This is a genomic window from Halorubrum sp. 2020YC2, from assembly GCF_018623055.1.
Classification (GTDB): Archaea; Halobacteriota; Halobacteria; order Halobacteriales; family Haloferacaceae; genus Halorubrum.
The window spans coordinates 620,316-638,163 of record NZ_CP076019.1 but is presented as its reverse complement, the minus strand read 5'-3'; the positions used below and the strand labels follow the sequence as shown (position 1 = coordinate 638,163).

Below are 17,848 nucleotides of genomic sequence, written 5' to 3'. Positions count from 1 at the left end.
CGGCCGCCGATGGCGACCGCTCGCAGGCACGCGCCACCGCACCGCCTCGTTTGCTTATAAATTGTCCCGCTCGAACGCCCACGATTTATGTCCGACGACGGGGAGGCCTCGACATGGCCAGACGAAGCCTGCTGTTCTCTCCCGGCGACAGCCCCGACCTCATGCGGAAGGCGCCCGGGGCCGGGGCGGACGTGATCTGCTTCGACCTCGAAGACGCTGTCGCTCCCGCCCGAAAAGACGAGGCGAGAGCGGCCGTCCGCGAGGTGCTCTCGGACCCCGCGTTCGACCCGGACGCCGAGGTGTGCGTCCGGCTGACCGTCGAGTCGCCCGCCGCCGACCTCGACGGCGTGTTGGGGGGCGACGCGGGCGGCGAGAGCGGCGCGGAGAGCGAGACGGACGACGTCCGCCTCGACGCGGTGATGCTCCCGAAGGTCGAGGCGCCCGGCCGCGTCGCGGACGCCGCCGCGCTGTGCGCCGAGCGCGGGCGCGACCCGGCCGTGTTCGCGCTCGTCGAGACCGCCGCGGGCGTCCTCTCGGCCCAGTCGATCGCGGCCGCGGACCCGACCGACGCGCTCGCCTTCGGCGCCGAGGACCTCGCCGCCGACGTGGGCGCGACCCGGACCGACGAGGGGACGGAGGTGCTGTACGCCCGGGAGCACGTCGTCCTCGCGGCGAGCGCGGCGGACGTCGACGCGCTCGACACGGTGTACACGGACTTCTCTGACGACGCGGGGCTCCGCGAGGACGCGGCGTTCGCGCGGCGACTGGGCTACGACGGGAAGCTCGCGATCCACCCGGCGCAGGTGGCGCCGATCACCGAGGCGTTCACCCCGGATCCGGCGGACGTGGAGTGGGCGGAAACCGTCCTCGACGCCCGCGGCGAGGCGGAACGCGAGGGTCGGGCCGTCTTCGAGGTCGACGGCGAGATGATCGACGCGCCGCTGATCGCGCAGGCGGAGCGGATCCTCGACCGGGCGCCCGACGGCGACCGCTGAGTCCGCGTGGCCGGGCGGTTCCGCCGGCGGCGGCCGCGGGCGGTGTCGGCACGCACAATTTCCGTTCCGGTCGTCACAGTTAACCTCCGGCCGCCAGCACGTGATCGTATGTCTTCTGAGGCGAACCCGTTCGAGAGTCTGCGGGAGCAGGTGGACGACGCCGCGGCGGTCGTCGACGCCGACGCGGGCGTCATCGAGCGGCTGAAGAACCCGGAACGGGTGTTAGAGACGAACCTGACGTTCGAGCGCGACGACGGCTCCCTAGAGACCGTCCGCGCGTACCGCTCGCAGTTCAACGGCGACCGCGGGCCGTACAAGGGCGGGATCCGCTACCATCCGGGCGTCACTCGCGACGAGGTGAAGGCGCTGTCGGGGTGGATGGCGTACAAGTGTGCCGTCGTCGACGTCCCGTACGGCGGCGGCAAGGGCGGTATCGCGATCGACCCGGCCGACTACTCCGCGGACGAGCTAGAGCGGATCACCCGCGCGTTCGCGACCGAACTGCGCCCGCTGATCGGTGAGGACCGCGACATCCCCGCACCGGACGTCAACACCGGCCAGCGGGAGATGAACTGGATCAAAGACACCTACGAGACCCTCGAAAACACCACCGCCCCCGGCGTCATCACGGGGAAGGCGATAGACTCCGGCGGCAGCGAGGGGCGCGTCGAGGCGACCGGCCGCTCGGTGGCGCTGTCGGTTCGCGAGGCGTTCGACTGGCTCGATCGCGACCTCGCGGGCGCGACGGTCGCCGTTCAGGGGTACGGCAACGCCGGCTCCGTCGCCGCCGCGCTGCTCGACGACCTCGGCGCGAGCGTGGTCGCCGTGTCCGACTCCTCCGGCGGAATCCACGACCCCGACGGACTCGCCCCCCGCGACGTGAAGGCGCACAAGGCCGAGACCGGTTCGGTGACCGGCTACGCCGGCGCCGACGCCCTCACGAACGACGAACTGCTGACGCTCGACGCCGACTGCCTCGTCCCGGCGGCGCTGGAGAACGCGGTCGACGGCGACCTCGCGACGGACGTCCGCGCCGACCTGATCGTCGAGGCGGCCAACGGCCCGCTCACGCCCGACGCCGACGACGTGCTGGCCGAGCGCGACGTCCACGTCGTCCCCGACATCCTCGCGAACGCCGGCGGCGTCACCGTCTCCTACTTCGAGTGGGTCCAGAACCGCCAGCGGTTCAGTTGGACCGAGGAGCGCGTCAACGAGGAGCTGGAACGCGTGATAACGGACGCGTTCGACACGCTCGTCGACACCTACGAGTCGAACGACGTCCACAACCTGCGGACCGCGGCGTACGTCGTCGGGATCGGTCGGATCGTCGACGCGTACGATCAGGCCGGAAACTGGCCGTAAAAGAAGCTTTCGGGGAAGGGAAGGGTTTCGCCGGCGCCCCCCGACTCACTCCAGCGACGCGTCCCGGACCTCCACGTGGCCGCGGTCCCCCTCCCACACCGCGTCGTAGGTCAGGTCGATGCGGCGGTCCATGTGCGGGCCGTCGACGACGTACGTCTCGAACTCGCCGCCCTCCCCCAGCGGGTGGACGCCGTACTCCTCGCGGAGCGCGAGCAGGTCGTCGAGCGCGTCGGCGTCGTACCGCCGGCCGAGCCACGACTCGTCGAGTCCGTACGCCGCCACCTGAACGATCCGGATCTCGAAGCCGGCGTCGAACATCGCCGCCGCGAGTTCGGCGGGGTCCTCCTGCCACAGCGGCGCGAAGAGGTCGATCCCGAGCCGGTCGCACATCGCCTGGATCCGGCTCGTCTGGAACGCGCTTTCGACAGCGCCGGCCGTGACGCCCGCGAGGTCGACGCCGTCCTCGGCGGCGATCTCCTGCAGCGCGGCCTCCATCGGTTCCAACTCGGCGTCGCCCTGCGCGCCCGCGTCGTCGACGTCGTCCGCGCCGAAGTCGTCGGGCGACACCTCGACGATGTCGACCCCGACGCTCTCGGCCGCGAGCGACGCTAGCTCAGTCGCCGGCGTGTGGTACATGTACGAGTCGCCGGCGGGGTGGACGGTCAGGAGTCGCGAGACGTCGAGTCCCTCCTCTAACGCCTGATACAACGCCCACGAGGAGTCTTTCCCGCCGGAAAAGAGGCTCACCCAGTCGCTCATGATCGGAAGAGCGTGTCGCGCGGATAAAGGGTCGGCGGTCGGTCGCGGCGGCCGCGTTCGGCTCAGTCCGAGATGAACTCGTTGTCGCGCCAGTTGACGCCGCCGTCGCCCTCGCCGGCGCCCTGCGGGCTCTCGACAACCTCGATGCTCGCGGGGCGCCGCTCGCCCTCGACGATCCGGGTCGCCTCGAGATCGCCGTCCTCCTCGGTTATCGCGGTCAGCGTCCCCTTCTCAGAGCGGGTCGCGATCTCGCGTAACACGAGGAACATGGGGTACTGGAGCGCGGAGTTCTGGAGGACGGTCTCGCGGTCGCCCTTGAAACAGGCGAACTCGACGAGTTCGGAGGGGATCTCCTCCTCCTCGTCGTCCATCCACTGCGGCCCGCCGGCGCGCGGCGGCTCCTCCTCCCAGACGCGCGTCTCCGTGACCGACGCCTTCAGCTGAGCGGTCGGCGTGTACTTGCTGATCGACTCGTCGTCGGACAGGGCCTTGATGATGAGTGTGTTGTTTCGACGCGTGATGTCGATGTCGTCGATCTCCGGCGGGAGATCGGGATCTTCGTCGAAGTACGTCTCTACGTCTTCGAGTGGCAGTTCGAGCGTCGAATGGAGTCTGAACACGCGGCCTGTCATTGTTTGTGGAAAGCGGTGGGGTCGAACCGGTGGTCGCGGCGGCAGCGGCAACGCCTGCTTCTACCCTTACATAGGCACCGTGGGTTTATATGGACTGCCCTTCGAAACCCAAAGATCGGCGTGTCACGCGCGGGCGACCCCTCACGAACTGGACGGCGCCGCGACTCACTCGGCGCCGAGCTCGGCCGCGAGCTCGCCCCGCTCGTCGAGTTCGGAGAGCACGTCGCTCCCGCCGACGAACTCGCCGTCGACGAACGTCTGCGGGATCGTCTCCCAGCCGCTGTGCGACTCCAGGGCCTCGCGGTACTGCGGCAGCGCGGGCAACACGTCGACCGTCTCGAACTCCTCAACGTGCTGGGAGATGAGCTCGACGGCGCGCTTCGAGTAGCCGCACTGCGGCATCAGGCGGTTCCCCTTCATGAACAGCACCACGTCGTTGTCGGCGATCGTCGTCTCGACGCGCTCGGTGATCTCGTCCGGGTCGGCGTCGGTCTCTGGACTGAACGTCATGGAGGCGCGTACGCGACGGCGAGACAAAGGGGTTCCGCACGGGAGAGGGGTGATCGTGAGGCGGTTCGGACGCGGAGGCCTCTCGAATCGGGATAGGGTGCGACTGAACAGGCAAAGAGCGCCGCCGACGCAGCGGAGTGTTATTTATAAGCGATCAAGTGAGGGTGGTCGATGACCACCGCCGAAGTCCCAGCCGCTTATTTATAAATAACTGCCACCTGATCGGCGGCGAACACCGCCAGAGCCCCAGCCGCGAGGCGGGCGCACGCTCGTTGTGCCCTCAGTCGCTCGCGTTGCTCGCTTCCTGCGGTGTCGCCGGCGGCTGCCCCTTTGAGTCCCGCCCCGCACCGCACAGCACCGCACCTCACGCCTCCCCAGCCTCGTCGCCGGACTACGTCCGGTGACAGCGAGGCGCGACGCCCCTCTGGCAGTCGGCCGAAGCCCGACGACCTCGCGCGTGCGGTTCGCGCCGCGGTGCGGCGCTCACCGGCACGCGCCACCGCAACGTGTCACCTGGTGGGTCGATATTTATAATTGAAGAGCCCAGAACCGTGGCAACCCTACTCGTCGCGGTCGACGCGGACGACGTCGACCAGCGAGTACACCGGGACCCCGTCGATCTCGTCGTACCCCTTCTTGTCGACCAACACGACGCACGCGACCGGCTCGCCGCCCCGGTCGCGGATCGCGTCGATCGACTCCCGCATCGTCGTCCCCGAGGTGATGATGTCGTCGACGACGTAGCAGTCGCGGTTCCGGATGGCCGCGAAGTTCCGCGAGAAGCCGCCGCCCTGCTCGTCGATGTCGCCCTCGTCCCACTGGTGTTTCGCGGGCGCGTAGGTGCCGAGGTCGGTGTCGAGCCGGTCCGCGACCGCGGTCGCGAGCGGCGCGCCGGCCTTCTCGATGCCGACGGTGAGGTCGACCGCCTCGCCCTGTTTGGCCAGGAGGTCGGCCATCGCGCTCGCCGCGTAGCCGAGGCGGGTCGAGTCGCGGCCGAGCGCTGACCAGTCGACGTGGATGTCGGCGGACGCCGTCGCCCCCGCGGGCGCGTCGGCGGCCTCCGAGCCGCCGCCGCGCTCGACCAGCCAGCTCGCGGTCTCCCGGGAGACGTTCAGTTCGTCCGCGATCTCTCCCTTCGAGAGCCCGCGCTCGGCGAGGTCGGCAGCGCTGTCTATCAGGTCGTCAACGTTCTTCATACGCGGCGAATTCGACCGCCGTTTTAATAGTCGTGTCGTCATCCGCGAACGCGGCCTCGAACTCGTCGAGGCCGTGGACGCCCGTCACGAGATCGCCCAAGAACTCCGCCGAGAGCCCCGAGAGCGACTCGATCGCGGTCTCGAAGTGACCGTAGCCGGAGTTGACGCTGCCGACGAGCGCCTTGTTGTGGAGGACGAACTCCCGGTGGAGTCGGCCGCCGTCGATCTCGAACTCCCAGTCGCCCGGGACGCCGAGCAGCGCGCCGACGCCGTTGGGCGCGAGCGCCTCGATCGTCTCGAACGCGTGGGGCGCGTGGCCGGTCGCCTCGAAGACGAGGTCCATCGGCTCGTACGCGTCGGGGACCTCTGAGACCGCCGTCTCGTTGGAGTTCACGTACGTCGCCCCCAGCGACTCGATGATCTCGATCGTCGGGTCGGGGCGCTCGCGCCGCCCGAGACAGTAGATCCGGTCGAACTCCTCGTCGAGGGTCGCGACCGTCAGGAGTCCGAGCGACCCGTTGCCCAACACGAGCGCCGACTCCGGCTCCCAATGGAACGCCGACCGGGTGGCGTAGGCGTGTTCGATCGCCTTCTCCGCGATCGAGACCGGTTCGACGAGGAACCCCCACTCCGCGAGCGCCGGGGGAATCTCGACTAAGAACTCCGCGGGGCTGGTGAAGTACTCCGCCATGAAGCCGTGCGCGCCCACGATACCGCGCTCGTGGTACTCGCCGTCCGGCGCCATGTCGGGCTCGCCCCGCGCGAAGTACTCGTTGGCGCCGTTGGGCGGGCGGCGCACCGTCGGGACGACGACGTCGCCGGCCTCGAACGGCGTGTCGTTCGGGTCCTCGACCACGCCGACCGCCTCGTGACCCAACACGAGGTGGTCCTCGCCCGCGGGCGTCCCGCCGTGCTCGCCGGCGATCACCTCGTGGTCGGTCCCGTCGACGCCGACGCGGAGGGTTCGAACCAGCGCCTCGCCGGGCGCCGGCTCCGGTCGCGGCTTCTCGGTCACGACCGGTTCGTCGGCCCCCTCGTAGACGGCAATCGCGTTCATGTCTCGACTCAGGCGGCCAGTCACCAAAAGATTTCTTTTATTGTGAGTAAACGGTGTCCCCGCGTCCCCGGTGGATTTTCACCCGGTCGCGGCGTAGCGACGGGCGTGTGTACCCTGACCCTCGCGTGGCGGACGTTCGGTGACGCCCCCGTCGCGCTCGCGGCCACCCGCGACGAGGCGCTCGACCGACCGAGCGAACCGCCGTCGCTCCGGAGCGGCGGCGAGACCGGTGGCGACGACGACGGCGACGGAGACGGCGGCGTCCGATACGTGGCCCCGCGCGACGCCGAGGCCGGCGGGACGTGGATCGGGGCCTCGGAGGACGGCCTCGTCGTCGCGGTCACGAACCGGTGGCTCGACGCCGACCGCGAGGGCGACCGCTCACGCGGGCTGCTCGTCCGCGACTGCCTGACCGCCGGTTCCGCCGAGGCGGGGGTCCGAGCGGTCGAGCGCGAACTCGACGACCGCACGTACGACGGGTTCAACCTCGTCTTGGCCGACGAGCGGGCGGCGTTCCTGCTCGCCTACGACGGCGGCCTCGTCGTGACTCGACTCGACCCGGGCGTCCACGTCGTCGGCAACGTCGGCGGCGTGGTGAACGGCGCGGAGCGGTTCGCGATCCCCGAGCGTCGACTGGAGTTCGGCCGGGAGCGCGCCGACAGCGCTAGGCGGATCGCGGCCGCGCTCGCTCCCGAACCGGGCGAGTCCGGAGCGTCGTGGCTCGACCGCGCGAGCGGCGTCCTCGCGGACCACGAGTACGACGCCTGCCTCCACGGCGACGAGTTCGGCACGCGGTCGTTCACCCGGGTCCGGACCGGCGAGGACCCCGCCGTCGCGTACGCGGACGGCCCGCCCTGTGAGACGCCGGCCGAACCGGTGTCGCTGCCGGCCGACTTCGCGCGCTCCCGGGGATGAGGCGGTGCGGCGCGGTCGGAGCGGCCGACCGGAAAGCCAGTTTTAAGCGATTCGGGGGGCGTGTGAAACCATGAGCGCGTCCGAAATCGAGTCCGAGCTGTCGGCGGACGAGCGCGCCGGTCTCGAACTCATCCGCGAGACCGGCGGCATCCACCAGAGCGACTTCTGGAAGGAACTCGACGTCTCCTCGCGGAAGGGGAGCCGCATCGCCGAGTCCTTAGAGGAGTCTGGGGTCATCCAGCGCGAGGAGACCGTCTACAACGGCCACAACACCTACTACCTGGAGCCGGCGCCGCGGGACCTCGACTTCTCGCTCCTGATGGCCGGCGACATGCTCTCGCCGTTCATCGGGGAGGAGGAGGTCGACGCGCAGGCCGACGCCTTCTCGCAGTGGATGATGAACCTCGCGTACGAGGAGTACTGACGCCGCACCGCTCCCTTTTCGACCGTTCCCGTTCCGTCGTCCGACCCATCTCGCGGCGACGCCGTTCGACTCGCCTCTCGTCGACGCCGTCCGACCCGTCCCGCGTCGCCACCGGGCTTTACCTTCTCGCCCCCGGACCGGACAGCCATGAAGCGCGCCCTCCCGCTCGCGGCCGGCGTCGGCCTCCTCGTCGCGGCCGGCGTCTCCCGGCTCGTCCCGAACCTCCCCGCATCGCTCGGAACCGGCGCCGTCTACGCCGGGGCCGCGTACTTCTACGTCGCGTTCGACATCTCGCTGCTCGCGGAAGCGCCGCGGTTCGACGAGCGCGTCGATCGGGTCGGCTACGGCGTCGGTCTCTTCGGCGTGAGCACGGGTCCGCTGCTTTTCGCGCACCACACCGGGGCGGGCGACGGGGGGACGCTCGGGTTCGCGGTCGCGTTCGTCGGGACCGTGGCCTTTCTGACCCTCAGCGAACAGGCGCGACGAATTCGTGACGGGGTCGAGTGATCCGGCGGGGCGAGCCGCCGGCACCGGCGACTCGACGCCCGGTCAGAGCAACAGGGAGGCGAACAGCGCGACCCCGGCCGCGAGCGTTAAGAACAGCACGCTCCGACCGATACCGGCCCGGATCTCCGTGTCGACCCCGGCGCGCGCGAGCGCCTCGCGCGGGCGGGTCGCGGTCCGCATCGTCGCGCCCGCGAGCGCCATCACCGTGCGGTCGACGGCCGCCCACAGCTCCGTGACGCCCCACACCGAACCGCGCCCGAGGTAGAAGGCGCTCGGGAAGAGGACGGCGTCGATGTCCGGCATCCGGTGGGCGAGCCAGCCGAGCGGCCGCTTCAGCGCGAAGAAGCCGACGAAGCCGGCGACCAGAAGCGCCGCGCTCTCGGTCAGGTGGCTCTGACTGTACGGCTTGAAGTACACCTCGTCACTCAGGATGAGGTCGGTGAACGGCATCAGCTCGATCAGCTGGGTGTAGAAGACGCCGAAGAAGACGCACGCGCCCGCCGCAAGCAGCATCCCGACCGTCTGGAACGGCGTGGCGTCGTCCGGCGACAGCGTGGCCGAGCCGTGGAAGAACACGTAGTAGCCGAGCTTGATGAACGACATGAACGTCCCCACGCCGCCGAGGACGAGCAGCCACCAGAGCAGCCCGCTGTCGAGGAGGAGGACGTACTCGTGGACCTCGTGGGCGGAGTCGAGCACCATCCCCTTCGAGATGAACCCGTTGAACCCCGGCACAGCGGTAATCGAGGCCGCACCGACGAGGTAGACGAGGAACGTGACGGGCATCACCCGCCACAGCCCGCCCATGTCTCGGATGTCCTCGACGCCGGTCCGGTAGACGACGACGCCGACCGCCATGAAGAGGAGACTCTTGTAGAGGACGTTGTTGAACAGGTGCGCGAAGCCGCCGACGACGGCGAACTCTCCGACCGCCGTGGCGAGGCCGAACCCGGCGAGCATGTAGCCCAGCTGGGCCTGGATGTGGTACGACAGCAGCCGCCGGGGGTCGTACTGGAGCAGCGCGAAGAACGCGCCGTAGACGGCCATGAACCCGCCGAGGTACGCGAGCCACATGCCGCCCTCGGGGAACGCGCGGTACATCACGTAGGCGGCGGTCTTCGTCGTGAACACCGAGAGGAACACCGACGCCGCGACGTGCGGCCGCGGGTAGGTGTCCGGCAGCCAGCTGTGCAGGAAGATGAACCCGCAGTTGATGCCGATGCCGACCGCCGCGAGCACCGTCGCGGCCGGGTGGATCCCGGCCGTCTCCGAGAACAGGAACGTCCCGGCGTTGGCGAAGTGGACGACGACCGCCGCGAGCAGGATGGTCCCGCCGGTGCCGTGGAACAGCGCGTAGCGGTAGCCCGCCCGCACCGCCTCGCCGCCGTGCTGCCAGACGAGCAGCGTCGAGGTGACGGCCATCAGCTCCCAGAAGAAGATCAGGGTGAGCCAGTCGCCGGCGTATATCGTCCCCACGGTCGTGGCGACGTACGTCAGCGCGAACGCGGTCACCCACGTCGGCGCCTCGCTGCCGTACGCGTACAGCACCGCGGCCGTCGCGAGGAATCCGACGACGACGCCCATCAGCAGCGAGAACTGGTCGACGTTGAAGAACACGACGTCGAAGCCGAGGAACGTCGTCGCGAGGTGCGCGCCCGTGCCACCGTCACCGAGCAGCACCGCCTGCGCGAAGGTGAACGCCGTCGCCAGCGCGGCGACCGCGTGTCCCGACCGACGCGGCAGCGCCAGCACCGCGAGCGCCGCGAACGCGATCAGGACGTACGGCGGAATCGACGCGAGGAGGCTCGTGGGCACCGTCACGGGCGCATCACCTCCTCGGGGAGCCGCGTGTCGACGATGAGCTCGATCAGCTCCAGGAAGCCCATCTCGTAGGGGATCACCCCGAGCAGCACCGCGAGCGTCATCGAGGTGAGAATCGGGCCGAGCGTGAACCACGTCGACTCGCGCCCGCGGAGGGCGTCGAGCCCGGCGACGTGCTCCCAGCCGCCAGCCGGCGGGCCGCCGTGGTGGCCGTCGTCGTGGTCGTCGGCCCCGTGGTCGTCGTGATCAGCTACGGCGTGGTCGTCGCCGGCGTGAGCGTCGTGAGCGTCGGCGGCGGGTTCGCCGTCGTCGTGGGCCTCGGCGGCGTCGCCCGCGCGCTCGTCGGCCGCGTCGGCGCGTCCCGGGCCGAACGGCACGTCGGCGTCGGAGGGGCGCTTGTCGACAGCGTAGTCGCCCGTGTCGACGCGCTCGGCCGGCTCCGAGAAGTCGCGCTCGCTCGCCGCGAAGTCCGGCCGGACGACGCCCTCCTCGTCGGTCGGGAGGTCGTCGAGGTCGGCGTCCGGAATCTCGGACTCGTCGACGCCGTCGGCGTCGGACGAGGAGTCGTCCGCGTCTCCCGCGTCCGCGACGATGTCGTCGACGGTGTCAGCGGATTCCCCCTCGTCATCGTCGTCAGAGTCGTCCGCGTCGTCACCTGCGCGGCCCCCGTCGGTCGCCGCCACGATCGACCGCGACTCGCCGCCGAGCGGGAAGTCGACGAGCGGCTTCGCGTCGTGGGCGTCCTCCGCCTCGAAGAAGGCGGTGTAGATAACCGGCCAGAAGTAGGCGACGTTGAGTACGCCGGAGAGGAGGAGCGCGCCCACGAGGTAGTACGCGATCGGGGTGAGCTCCATCCCCATCTGAACCCCGCCGATCAGCATGTAGTACTTGCTGACGAAGCCGGCGAGCAGCGGGATCCCCGCCATCCCCAGCGAGGCGACCGTGAACGCCCCCATCGTCAGGGGCATCCGCTTGCCGATCCCCGCCATCTGGGAGATGTAGTCCGTGTGGGTCGACACGTGGATGTTGCCCGCACAGAAGAACAGGGTGAGCTTCATGAACGCGTGCGCCGGGATGTGTAAGAGCGCGCCCACCAGCCCGTACCAACCGAACAGCCCCAGCCCGAGGATGATGTAGCTCAGCTGGCTGATCGTCGAGTAGGCGAGTCGGCGCTTCAAGTGGTCCTTTCGGAGGGCGATGAGGGAGGCCGCGGTGAGCGTGATCGCCCCGACGGTCGAGAGGACGAGGCCGGCGGAGAACCCGAGCGGTAGCGAGAGGTCGAAGACGAGTTCGGGACCGAACACGTCTAAGACGACCCGCGAGACGCCGAACGCGCCGGACTTGACGACCGCGACCGCGTGGAGCAGCCCGGAGACCGGCGTCGGCGCCACCATCGCCTCGGGGAGCCACTGGTGGAGCGGCATGATCCCGGCCTTCACGCCGAACCCGATCGCGAGCAGGAAGAAGGCGAGCATCGCCAGCCCGGGGTCGGCGTTCGCGAGCTCCGCGATGCCGCCCGCGGTGAAGTCGACGGAGCCGGCGAGCAGGTAGACGAGCGCTGTGCCGGCGAGGACGAGCACGCCCCCGCCGAACATCGTGTACGCGAGGTACTTGCGGCCGGCCGAGCGCGCCTCGGCCGTCTCGTCGTGCGCGACGAGGGGGTACGTCGCGATCGACAGGATCTCGTAGAAGACGAAGATCGTCACGAGGTTGCCCGCGAACGCGATCCCCATCGTCGCCGCGAGCGACACCGCGAACGCCGCGAAGTACCGGGTCTGGTTCGGCTCGTCTAACCCGCGCATGTAGCCGATGCTGTAGAACGATGTGACGATCCACAGCCCGCTCGCGAGGAACGCGAACAGCATGCCGAGCGCGTCCGCGCGGAGCGCGAACTCGATCGGCGCGCCGACCCCGGGGAGGAACGCCCCGGCCGACCACTCGAACACCGCGCCGTCGAGGACCGCCGGGAGCATCGACGCGACGACGCCAAACTTCGCGAGCGACGCGACGAGCGTCCACCCCTCTCGGACGTTCGGCGAGCGGTGCGACGCGACGATGAAAAACGCCGCGACGAACGAGACGAGAACCGCCAGTAGGGGACGTATGTCGGGTGTAGCTTCTATCATGCGAACGCCTCCGTGAGGAACGGGTCGAACCACTCCGCGAGCGCGAAGCCGCCGAAGCCGAGCGCGACCGTCGCGAGCGCCGCCAGCCCGAGCGCGAGCAGCGGCGCCGTCGGCACCCGGTCGGGGACGAGCGACGACCGCGGGGCGCCCTTGACGGGCGCGGGAAGGCCCTCCGCGGTCGTCGCGGGGGGCCCCCGCCCGTCGGTCGCCGCGTCGTCGCCTGCGCGGCCACCGTCGGTCGCCGCGTCGTCGCCTGCGCGGCCACCGTCGGTCGCCGCGTCGGCGGAGGCGTCCCCGCCTCCCGCGGCGTCGTCGCCGTGGTCGCCGGGAAGCCCGGCGCCGGCGAAGTAGAACCGCTCTAACAGCCGCGCGACGTACGACAGCGTGAACAGCGTGCTGACGAATATCGCCGCCGCGACCGCGATGCCGACCGCGCCCCCGCCGGCGAGTCCGGCGTCGACCGCGCCGACCCCGATGTACCACTTGCCGAGGAAGCCGATCGAGGGCGGAATCCCGACGAGGCCGAGTCCGAGGACCGCGAGCGCGCCGGACGTGTACGGGGCCGCGCGGGCGACGCTCGCGAGGTCCCCGATCTGACGGCTGCCGTAGCCGAGCGCGAGCAGCCCGATGCCGAGGAACAGACCGAACTTCATGATCCCGTGGCCGACCAAGTGGACGATCCCGCCGAGCAGCGCCGTCTCGTTCGCGAGCGCGACAGCCGCGCCGATCATCCCGAACTGCGCGACCGACGAGTACGCGAACATCCGCTTGAGGTTCGACTGCATCGCGGCGAGCGCGGAGCCGGCGACGATCGAGACGGTCGAGACGACGAGCAGCGCGGTCGCGATCCCCTCGTTCGCGGCGAGGAAGTCAACCGTGAACACGGTGTAAGTCACGCGGATCAGCGCGTACGCGCTCGCGGTCGATACCAGGGCCGCGACGATGGTCGTGACCGAGTCCGGCGCGCGCTGGTAGGCGTCCGGCTGCCACGAGTGGACCGGGAAGATGGCGATCTTCAGCGCCAGCCCGGTCACGATGAACGCGTAGCTCGCGCGGACGAGCGGGTCGCCGTAGCCCGCCTGCGAGACGATCTGCTCTTGGACGGCGACCATGTTCAGCGTCCCCGTCGCGAGGAAGGCGTAGCCGACGCCGAGCAGGTACAGCGAGGCGCCGACGGTCCCGACGACGAGGTACTTGAGCGAGGCGTACGCGCTCGCCCCCGAGCGGTCCGAAGCGATGAGCGCGTACGTCGTCAGCCCCGTGATCTCTAAGAACACGAACAGGTTGAACAGGTCGCCGGTGAGCACCATCCCGACGAGGCCGCCGACCAGCAGGAGGTACGCGCTGTAGAACGGGTTCCCCCGCGGACCGGCGACCCGCGCGAACGCGAGCGTCGCGACCGAGACCGCGGCCACGAGCAGCAGCACCGCCACCGACAGCCGGTCGGCCACGAGTTCGATCCCGATCGGTGGGAGGAACCCGCCGAGCGCGTGCCTGAACGGCCCGTCTATCACCGTCACGACCGCGATCGCGGCCGCGATTCCGGCCGTGGCAGTCGTCCCGACCGCCGCGACCGGCCAGCCGACGCGGTCGTACCGGAGGCCGAGCGCCAGCGGCAGCGTCGCCGCGACGATGGGGACGACGACCGCGAGCGGCAGGAGGACGTCAGTCATCGGCCCCACCTCCGTCCGCGGGGTCGTCGCCCGTCTCGCCGGGCGCTGGCGCCGCGGACGAGGGAGACGGCTCCCCCGACGCGCGCGGCGCCTCCGCCGAGCGTGGCGACGGGATCGACCCCTCGTCGCGGAGCAGTTGGCGGAGCGTGTCGGTCCGGAGCGTACCGTACTCGTCGTAGATCCGGATGCACAGCGCGAGCGCGACCGCGGTGAGGCTCACGCCGACGACGATGGCGGTGAGCACGAGCACGTGCGGCAGCGGACTCACGTAGAGTCCCCCCTCCGGGCCGCCGGTCGGAACGATCGGAATCGATCCGCCGTCGACGTACGCGGAGGCGATGAACAGCAGGAATATCGCCGTCTGGAACAGGTTGAGTCCGATGATCTTCTTCACGAGGTTGGGGTTCGCTATCATCATGTAGAGCCCGATACAGAGCAGCAGCGCGAACGCGACGTAGGCGTGTCTGGTCGCGAGGATTTCGACGGCGCCGCCGGTCGACGCGAGCGCGAACATCACCGCTCACCCCCGTCGGTCGCGGCCGGTCCCGGGGCGTCCGAGTCCGACCGGTCGCCCGTCGCCTCGGCGTCGGCCGAGTCGGGTTCGTCGCCGTCGTCGGTCGCGTCGGCGTCGCCGCCGACCTCGTCGTCGAAGGCGCCCGCGGCGGCGAACCCGCCCGCGTCGCTGAAGCCGTTCGCGAGGACGAAGAACAGCCCCATGAGCACGCCGGCGACGATGGTGCCGATCCCGAGGATCTCGACGCCCTCCATCCCGTACTTGACGGGGTCCGGGATCGGAAGCAGTTCGTACTGGAGGAACGCGCCGCCGAGCGCGACCGGGACGAGTCCGATGCCGGCGAACACGAGCGTGCCGCCGACGGCGAGCGCGACGATAACGGTGTTCGCGAGCCACTCGCGGGTGGCCTCGATGCCGAACGCGAACGCGATCATGAACACGACCGCGGCCACGATCGCGCCGCCCTGGAACCCGCCGCCGGGCGAGCCGCCGCCGTGGAAGGTGACGAACAGCCCGTAGGTGAACGCGAACGGGGCGACGATCTTCACCGTCGGCATGATCACCTGACTCTCCGTGTACGGGGTGCCCTGCCGGCTGTCCGAGTCGAGGCGACCGTCGCTTCGCGGCGGCCGGTCGCGACCGAACCCCCCGCCGGAACCGGGGGCGGCGGGTTCGGGATCGGCGTCGGAGTCGGGGTCGGCGCCGGGGTCGAGGTCGGCGTCGGAGCCGCTCATGCGAACACCTCCCGGTGGAGGACGATGAGGGCGGCGATCCCGGCCGCGAAGACGACGACCGCTTCTCCGAAGGTGTCGAACCCGCGGAACGCCGCCAGCACGGCCATCACCGCGTTCTCGACGCCCGTCTCCGCGTACGTCTCCGCGATGTACCACTGGCTCACGTCCGGGTTCGACCAGATCGGCGCGTCCTCGGACCCGACCGCCGGGATGTCGCCCATCGTGAGCAGCAGCCCGCCGAACAGCAGCCCCGCCGCGCCCGCCGCGGGCAGGTTCACCGACTCGAAGGCCGCCTCGTGGTCGGCCCGGGTCGTCTTCGCCAGCGTGAGCAGCAACAGTACGGTCGTCACGCCGGCGGAGATGGCCGCCTCGGTCATCGCGACGTCGGGCGCGCGGTAGAACGTGTACAGCGCGGCCATCCCGAGGCTGTAGGCGCCGAAGATGATCACCGCCGCGAGCACGTCGCGCGCCAGCGCGGTGAACAGCGCGGTCAACACCACGAAGACGAACAGGCTCGCCTCGACGGCCGTCACCTGCGCGACGACCGGCGCCCCGGGGGGAGCGGCGGCCGCGAGCGCGCCCGTCATCGGCGCTCATCCCCGTCGGTCCACGGCACGATTCCCTCCTCGAAGGCGGCCCGGGCGATGGCGTGGGCCGCGGTCGGGTTCGTCACGAAGATGAAAAACAGCAGCAGGACCGACTTGAACCCGGCCCCGGCCAGCCCGACGGTGAGCGCGACGGCCGCCAGCCCGAACCCGGCGCCCAGCGTGTCGGCCTGAGAGGCGGTGTGCGCCCGCGAGTACAGGTCGGGCAGGCGGAGCACGCCCGTCATCGAGACGAACGAGAAGAACAGCCCGAGTAGCGTGAGCGCGACGACGAGCCAGACGCGGGCCGTCTCCAGCGCGGCGGCGGTCACAGCACACCACCCCGCTCGACGGTGAACTTCGAGATGGCGATGGCCATCAGGAAGTTGAGCAGCGCGTACACCAGGGCGATGTCGAGGAACGTCGGCTCCCCGAGCGCCGCCCCGAGGATGGCGAGGATGACGACGGTGTTCGTCCCGAGGACGTTCACCGCCAGCACCCGGTCTTGCATCGTCGGCCCGACCACCGCGCGGTAGAGCATGCCGACCGCGAGGACGGCGAAGCCGGCGGCCGCGACGAGCAGGAAGTCACCGAGGGTGTAGCCGGCCGCGAGCGGGGCGTCCACGAGGCTCATCGGTCGGTCACCTCGTCGGCATCGCCGTCGGTGCCGTCGGACTCGTCGCTCGCGTCAGCCGCGGCGGTCGCATCGCTCGCGTCGGCCTCATCGGTCTCGGCGGCCTCGGCGGTCGCGTCGCTCGCGCCGACCGCGCCGCCGTCGGCGGCGGCGATCGGTAGTTCCTCTGTCGCGTCGTCGCCCTGAAGGATCGCGACGTCGTCGCGCTCGCGGGGAGTCGGCAGGCGCGCCGAGCGGCGCCCGTAGTAGACGAACCGGGTCCACCGCTCCAAGGAGCCGTCGAACAGCCCCTCGCGGGCCCACGGGACGAGCGAGTGAACGTACAGGTCGCTGTCGCGGGCGCGGACGGTCAACGTTCCGGGCGTCAGCGTGATCGAGTTCGCCAGCGTCATCAGCGGGAGCCCGCTCCCGACGATCACGCGCATCCGGTTCATCGTCGGCTCTATCGGGAGCCGCGGATCGAGGATGACGCGGGCGACCACGAGGTTCGCCTTCACGATTTCGTAGAGGAGCACCGGGACGTACACCAGCCCGCGGAGAATTCGCATCGGGGTGCGCGGGATCGCCGGCGTCGAGTCGAGGCTCACCCGCGAGAGGGTGATCGACACGACCGCGGCGGTCGCGACCCCCGTCACGAGGTCAAACCAGTAGGTCGGGTCGCCCAACAGGAGGTAGAAAGCGAGCGAGAGGCCGAAAAGGGCCACGAACCGGCCGGTTGTCGCCTCGGTCCGGAACCGCTCGCGGCGCGTCGGTCGGTCGACCGGCGCGGTCTCGACCGACAGCGACGTGTTCGAGAGCGCGAACTCCAGCGGCTGGAGCAGCGTCGTGTTGCCGACCGGGGTGTACTCGGGGTCGAGCACGACGCGGTCGGCGGCGTTGGCCTCCGCGTACTCGGCCAGCACCCGGACGTAGTCGTCGGCGCCGAACAGGTAGTCGTCGGCGCCGATCACCGCAGTAACGACCTCGACGTCCGCGGCGCCGGGCGCCTCGGAGTCGTCGAGGTCGGCGGTCGCCCACGCCGCAGCGCGTTCGAGCACGCGGTCGGCCGCGGCGGCCCGCTCGTCGCTTTCCGGGTCGCCGTCCCGCCACGAGGCGATCTCGACGAGGTGGATCGCCGGAGCCCCCTCGGCCGCGGCGGCTTCTGCGACGTGCGCGATCGTCGACCGGAGCGTGGAGGTCGGCTCGACGGGAACGATGACCGCCCCGACCGCCGCGTCGTCCGTCGACGCGGATTCGGAGTCGGCCGGGTCGGTCGACTCGGCGGAGTCGACCGAGTCGGCACGGGCGGCGGTCCCGTCGCCGGGCGGCGGGTCGGCGTCAGCCACCCACCACACCTCCCACGGAGCCGTGCGTGACCGTCTCGTTGTACATGAGTATCTCTACCCGTGTGGTTACTCCAACGCCT

Annotated in this window: 19 protein-coding genes; 5 read left to right on the top strand and 14 right to left on the bottom strand. The window is 70.5% G+C overall.

Translation table 11 applies throughout. The features are described from left to right. The first annotated feature begins 113 nt into the window (after positions 1-113). Positions 114-995, top strand: coding sequence for a CoA ester lyase (locus KI388_RS03135; RefSeq protein WP_215087937.1), 882 nt, complete (start codon positions 114-116; stop codon positions 993-995). A gap of 108 nt (positions 996-1,103) precedes the next feature. After that, positions 1,104-2,357 carry a Glu/Leu/Phe/Val dehydrogenase gene (locus tag KI388_RS03130; RefSeq protein WP_215087936.1) on the top strand — a complete coding sequence of 418 codons (1,254 nt, stop codon included), beginning with the start codon at positions 1,104-1,106 and terminating at the stop codon, positions 2,355-2,357. A 45-nt stretch (positions 2,358-2,402) separates the two neighbouring features. On the opposite strand, the gene KI388_RS03125 is transcribed toward KI388_RS03130, so the two are convergent. From KI388_RS03125 to KI388_RS03105, 5 genes are all read right to left on the bottom strand, one after another. Continuing rightward, a complete protein-coding gene (locus tag KI388_RS03125) occupies positions 2,403-3,119 on the bottom strand; it encodes a diphthine--ammonia ligase (protein WP_215088725.1) in 717 nt (238 codons plus the stop codon). A gap of 59 nt (positions 3,120-3,178) precedes the next feature. Continuing rightward, on the bottom strand, positions 3,179-3,748 hold the full coding sequence (locus KI388_RS03120) for a hypothetical protein (protein WP_215087935.1): 570 nt from the start codon (positions 3,746-3,748) through the stop codon (positions 3,179-3,181). Positions 3,749-3,913: 165 nt separating this feature from the next. Next, a complete protein-coding gene (locus tag KI388_RS03115; protein ID WP_215087934.1) occupies positions 3,914-4,258 on the bottom strand; it encodes a glutaredoxin family protein in 345 nt (114 codons plus the stop codon). A 560-nt stretch (positions 4,259-4,818) separates the two neighbouring features. Further along, positions 4,819-5,454, bottom strand: coding sequence for a transcriptional regulator GfcR (gfcR, locus tag KI388_RS03110; protein WP_215087933.1), 636 nt, complete (start codon positions 5,452-5,454; stop codon positions 4,819-4,821). Next, the gene (locus KI388_RS03105; RefSeq protein WP_215087932.1) at positions 5,441-6,511 is read right to left on the bottom strand and encodes a glucose 1-dehydrogenase; all 1,071 of its coding nucleotides are present in this window, start codon (positions 6,509-6,511) and stop codon (positions 5,441-5,443) included. The genes gfcR and KI388_RS03105 overlap by 14 nt, the downstream gene beginning before the upstream one ends. Before the next feature lie 105 nt (positions 6,512-6,616). Between KI388_RS03105 and KI388_RS03100 the strand changes: the two genes are divergently transcribed. The 3 genes from KI388_RS03100 (at position 6,617) to KI388_RS03090 (ending at position 8,357) form a co-directional block, all read left to right on the top strand. Beyond that, complete coding sequence (locus KI388_RS03100; RefSeq protein WP_215087931.1) at positions 6,617-7,426, top strand: NRDE family protein; 810 nt, start codon at positions 6,617-6,619, stop codon at positions 7,424-7,426. Positions 7,427-7,496: 70 nt separating this feature from the next. Beyond that, positions 7,497-7,850 (top strand): MarR family transcriptional regulator, encoded by a 354-nt coding sequence (locus KI388_RS03095; RefSeq protein ID WP_215087930.1) that lies wholly within the window; start codon positions 7,497-7,499, stop codon positions 7,848-7,850. Between the two features lie 147 nt (positions 7,851-7,997). Then, positions 7,998-8,357 (top strand): hypothetical protein, encoded by a 360-nt coding sequence (locus tag KI388_RS03090; RefSeq protein ID WP_215087929.1) that lies wholly within the window; start codon positions 7,998-8,000, stop codon positions 8,355-8,357. 42 nt (positions 8,358-8,399) lie between these two features. Here the strand turns inward: KI388_RS03090 and KI388_RS03085 are convergent, their stop codons facing one another. From KI388_RS03085 to KI388_RS03045, 9 genes are read right to left on the bottom strand one after another with little or no spacing between them, the layout of a single operon-like run. After that, complete coding sequence (locus KI388_RS03085; protein ID WP_215087928.1) at positions 8,400-10,178, bottom strand: Na(+)/H(+) antiporter subunit D; 1,779 nt, start codon at positions 10,176-10,178, stop codon at positions 8,400-8,402. Next, positions 10,175-12,304 (bottom strand): cation:proton antiporter, encoded by a 2,130-nt coding sequence (locus tag KI388_RS03080; RefSeq protein ID WP_215087927.1) that lies wholly within the window; start codon positions 12,302-12,304, stop codon positions 10,175-10,177. The genes KI388_RS03085 and KI388_RS03080 overlap by 4 nt, the downstream gene beginning before the upstream one ends. Continuing rightward, on the bottom strand, positions 12,301-13,977 hold the full coding sequence (locus KI388_RS03075; RefSeq protein ID WP_215087926.1) for a proton-conducting transporter membrane subunit: 1,677 nt from the start codon (positions 13,975-13,977) through the stop codon (positions 12,301-12,303). The genes KI388_RS03080 and KI388_RS03075 overlap by 4 nt, the downstream gene beginning before the upstream one ends. Next, positions 13,970-14,491, bottom strand: a complete 522-nt coding sequence (locus KI388_RS03070; RefSeq protein ID WP_215087925.1) for a cation:proton antiporter subunit C — start codon at positions 14,489-14,491, stop codon at positions 13,970-13,972. The genes KI388_RS03075 and KI388_RS03070 overlap by 8 nt, the downstream gene beginning before the upstream one ends. After that, the gene (locus KI388_RS03065; protein ID WP_215087924.1) at positions 14,491-15,225 is read right to left on the bottom strand and encodes an MnhB domain-containing protein; all 735 of its coding nucleotides are present in this window, start codon (positions 15,223-15,225) and stop codon (positions 14,491-14,493) included. Before KI388_RS03065 ends, KI388_RS03070 begins: the two co-directional genes overlap by 1 nt. Continuing rightward, positions 15,222-15,812, bottom strand: a complete 591-nt coding sequence (locus KI388_RS03060; protein ID WP_215087923.1) for a DUF4040 domain-containing protein — start codon at positions 15,810-15,812, stop codon at positions 15,222-15,224. The genes KI388_RS03065 and KI388_RS03060 overlap by 4 nt, the downstream gene beginning before the upstream one ends. Then, complete coding sequence (gene mnhG, locus KI388_RS03055) at positions 15,809-16,141, bottom strand: monovalent cation/H(+) antiporter subunit G (protein WP_215087922.1); 333 nt, start codon at positions 16,139-16,141, stop codon at positions 15,809-15,811. The genes KI388_RS03060 and mnhG overlap by 4 nt, the downstream gene beginning before the upstream one ends. Then, complete coding sequence (locus KI388_RS03050) at positions 16,138-16,443, bottom strand: cation:proton antiporter (RefSeq protein ID WP_053772262.1); 306 nt, start codon at positions 16,441-16,443, stop codon at positions 16,138-16,140. The genes mnhG and KI388_RS03050 overlap by 4 nt, the downstream gene beginning before the upstream one ends. Beyond that, positions 16,440-17,768 (bottom strand): monovalent cation/H+ antiporter subunit E, encoded by a 1,329-nt coding sequence (locus KI388_RS03045; RefSeq protein WP_215087921.1) that lies wholly within the window; start codon positions 17,766-17,768, stop codon positions 16,440-16,442. The genes KI388_RS03050 and KI388_RS03045 overlap by 4 nt, the downstream gene beginning before the upstream one ends. Positions 17,769-17,848 lie beyond the last annotated feature (80 nt).

Coding starts and splice junctions, on each gene's coding strand:
- KI388_RS03135 (WP_215087937.1), top strand. CDS start 114: ATGGCCAGACGAAGCCTGCTGTTCTCTCCCGGCGACAGCCCCGACCTC.
- KI388_RS03130 (WP_215087936.1), top strand. CDS start 1,104: ATGTCTTCTGAGGCGAACCCGTTCGAGAGTCTGCGGGAGCAGGTGGAC.
- KI388_RS03120 (WP_215087935.1), bottom strand. CDS start 3,748: ATGACAGGCCGCGTGTTCAGACTCCATTCGACGCTCGAACTGCCACTC.
- KI388_RS03115 (WP_215087934.1), bottom strand. CDS start 4,258: ATGACGTTCAGTCCAGAGACCGACGCCGACCCGGACGAGATCACCGAG.
- gfcR (WP_215087933.1), bottom strand. CDS start 5,454: ATGAAGAACGTTGACGACCTGATAGACAGCGCTGCCGACCTCGCCGAG.
- KI388_RS03105 (WP_215087932.1), bottom strand. CDS start 6,511: ATGAACGCGATTGCCGTCTACGAGGGGGCCGACGAACCGGTCGTGACC.
- KI388_RS03095 (WP_215087930.1), top strand. CDS start 7,497: ATGAGCGCGTCCGAAATCGAGTCCGAGCTGTCGGCGGACGAGCGCGCC.
- KI388_RS03090 (WP_215087929.1), top strand. CDS start 7,998: ATGAAGCGCGCCCTCCCGCTCGCGGCCGGCGTCGGCCTCCTCGTCGCG.
- KI388_RS03080 (WP_215087927.1), bottom strand. CDS start 12,304: ATGATAGAAGCTACACCCGACATACGTCCCCTACTGGCGGTTCTCGTC.
- KI388_RS03075 (WP_215087926.1), bottom strand. CDS start 13,977: ATGACTGACGTCCTCCTGCCGCTCGCGGTCGTCGTCCCCATCGTCGCG.
- KI388_RS03070 (WP_215087925.1), bottom strand. CDS start 14,491: ATGTTCGCGCTCGCGTCGACCGGCGGCGCCGTCGAAATCCTCGCGACC.
- KI388_RS03065 (WP_215087924.1), bottom strand. CDS start 15,225: ATGAGCGGCTCCGACGCCGACCTCGACCCCGGCGCCGACCCCGACTCC.
- KI388_RS03060 (WP_215087923.1), bottom strand. CDS start 15,812: ATGACGGGCGCGCTCGCGGCCGCCGCTCCCCCCGGGGCGCCGGTCGTC.
- KI388_RS03050 (WP_053772262.1), bottom strand. CDS start 16,443: ATGAGCCTCGTGGACGCCCCGCTCGCGGCCGGCTACACCCTCGGTGAC.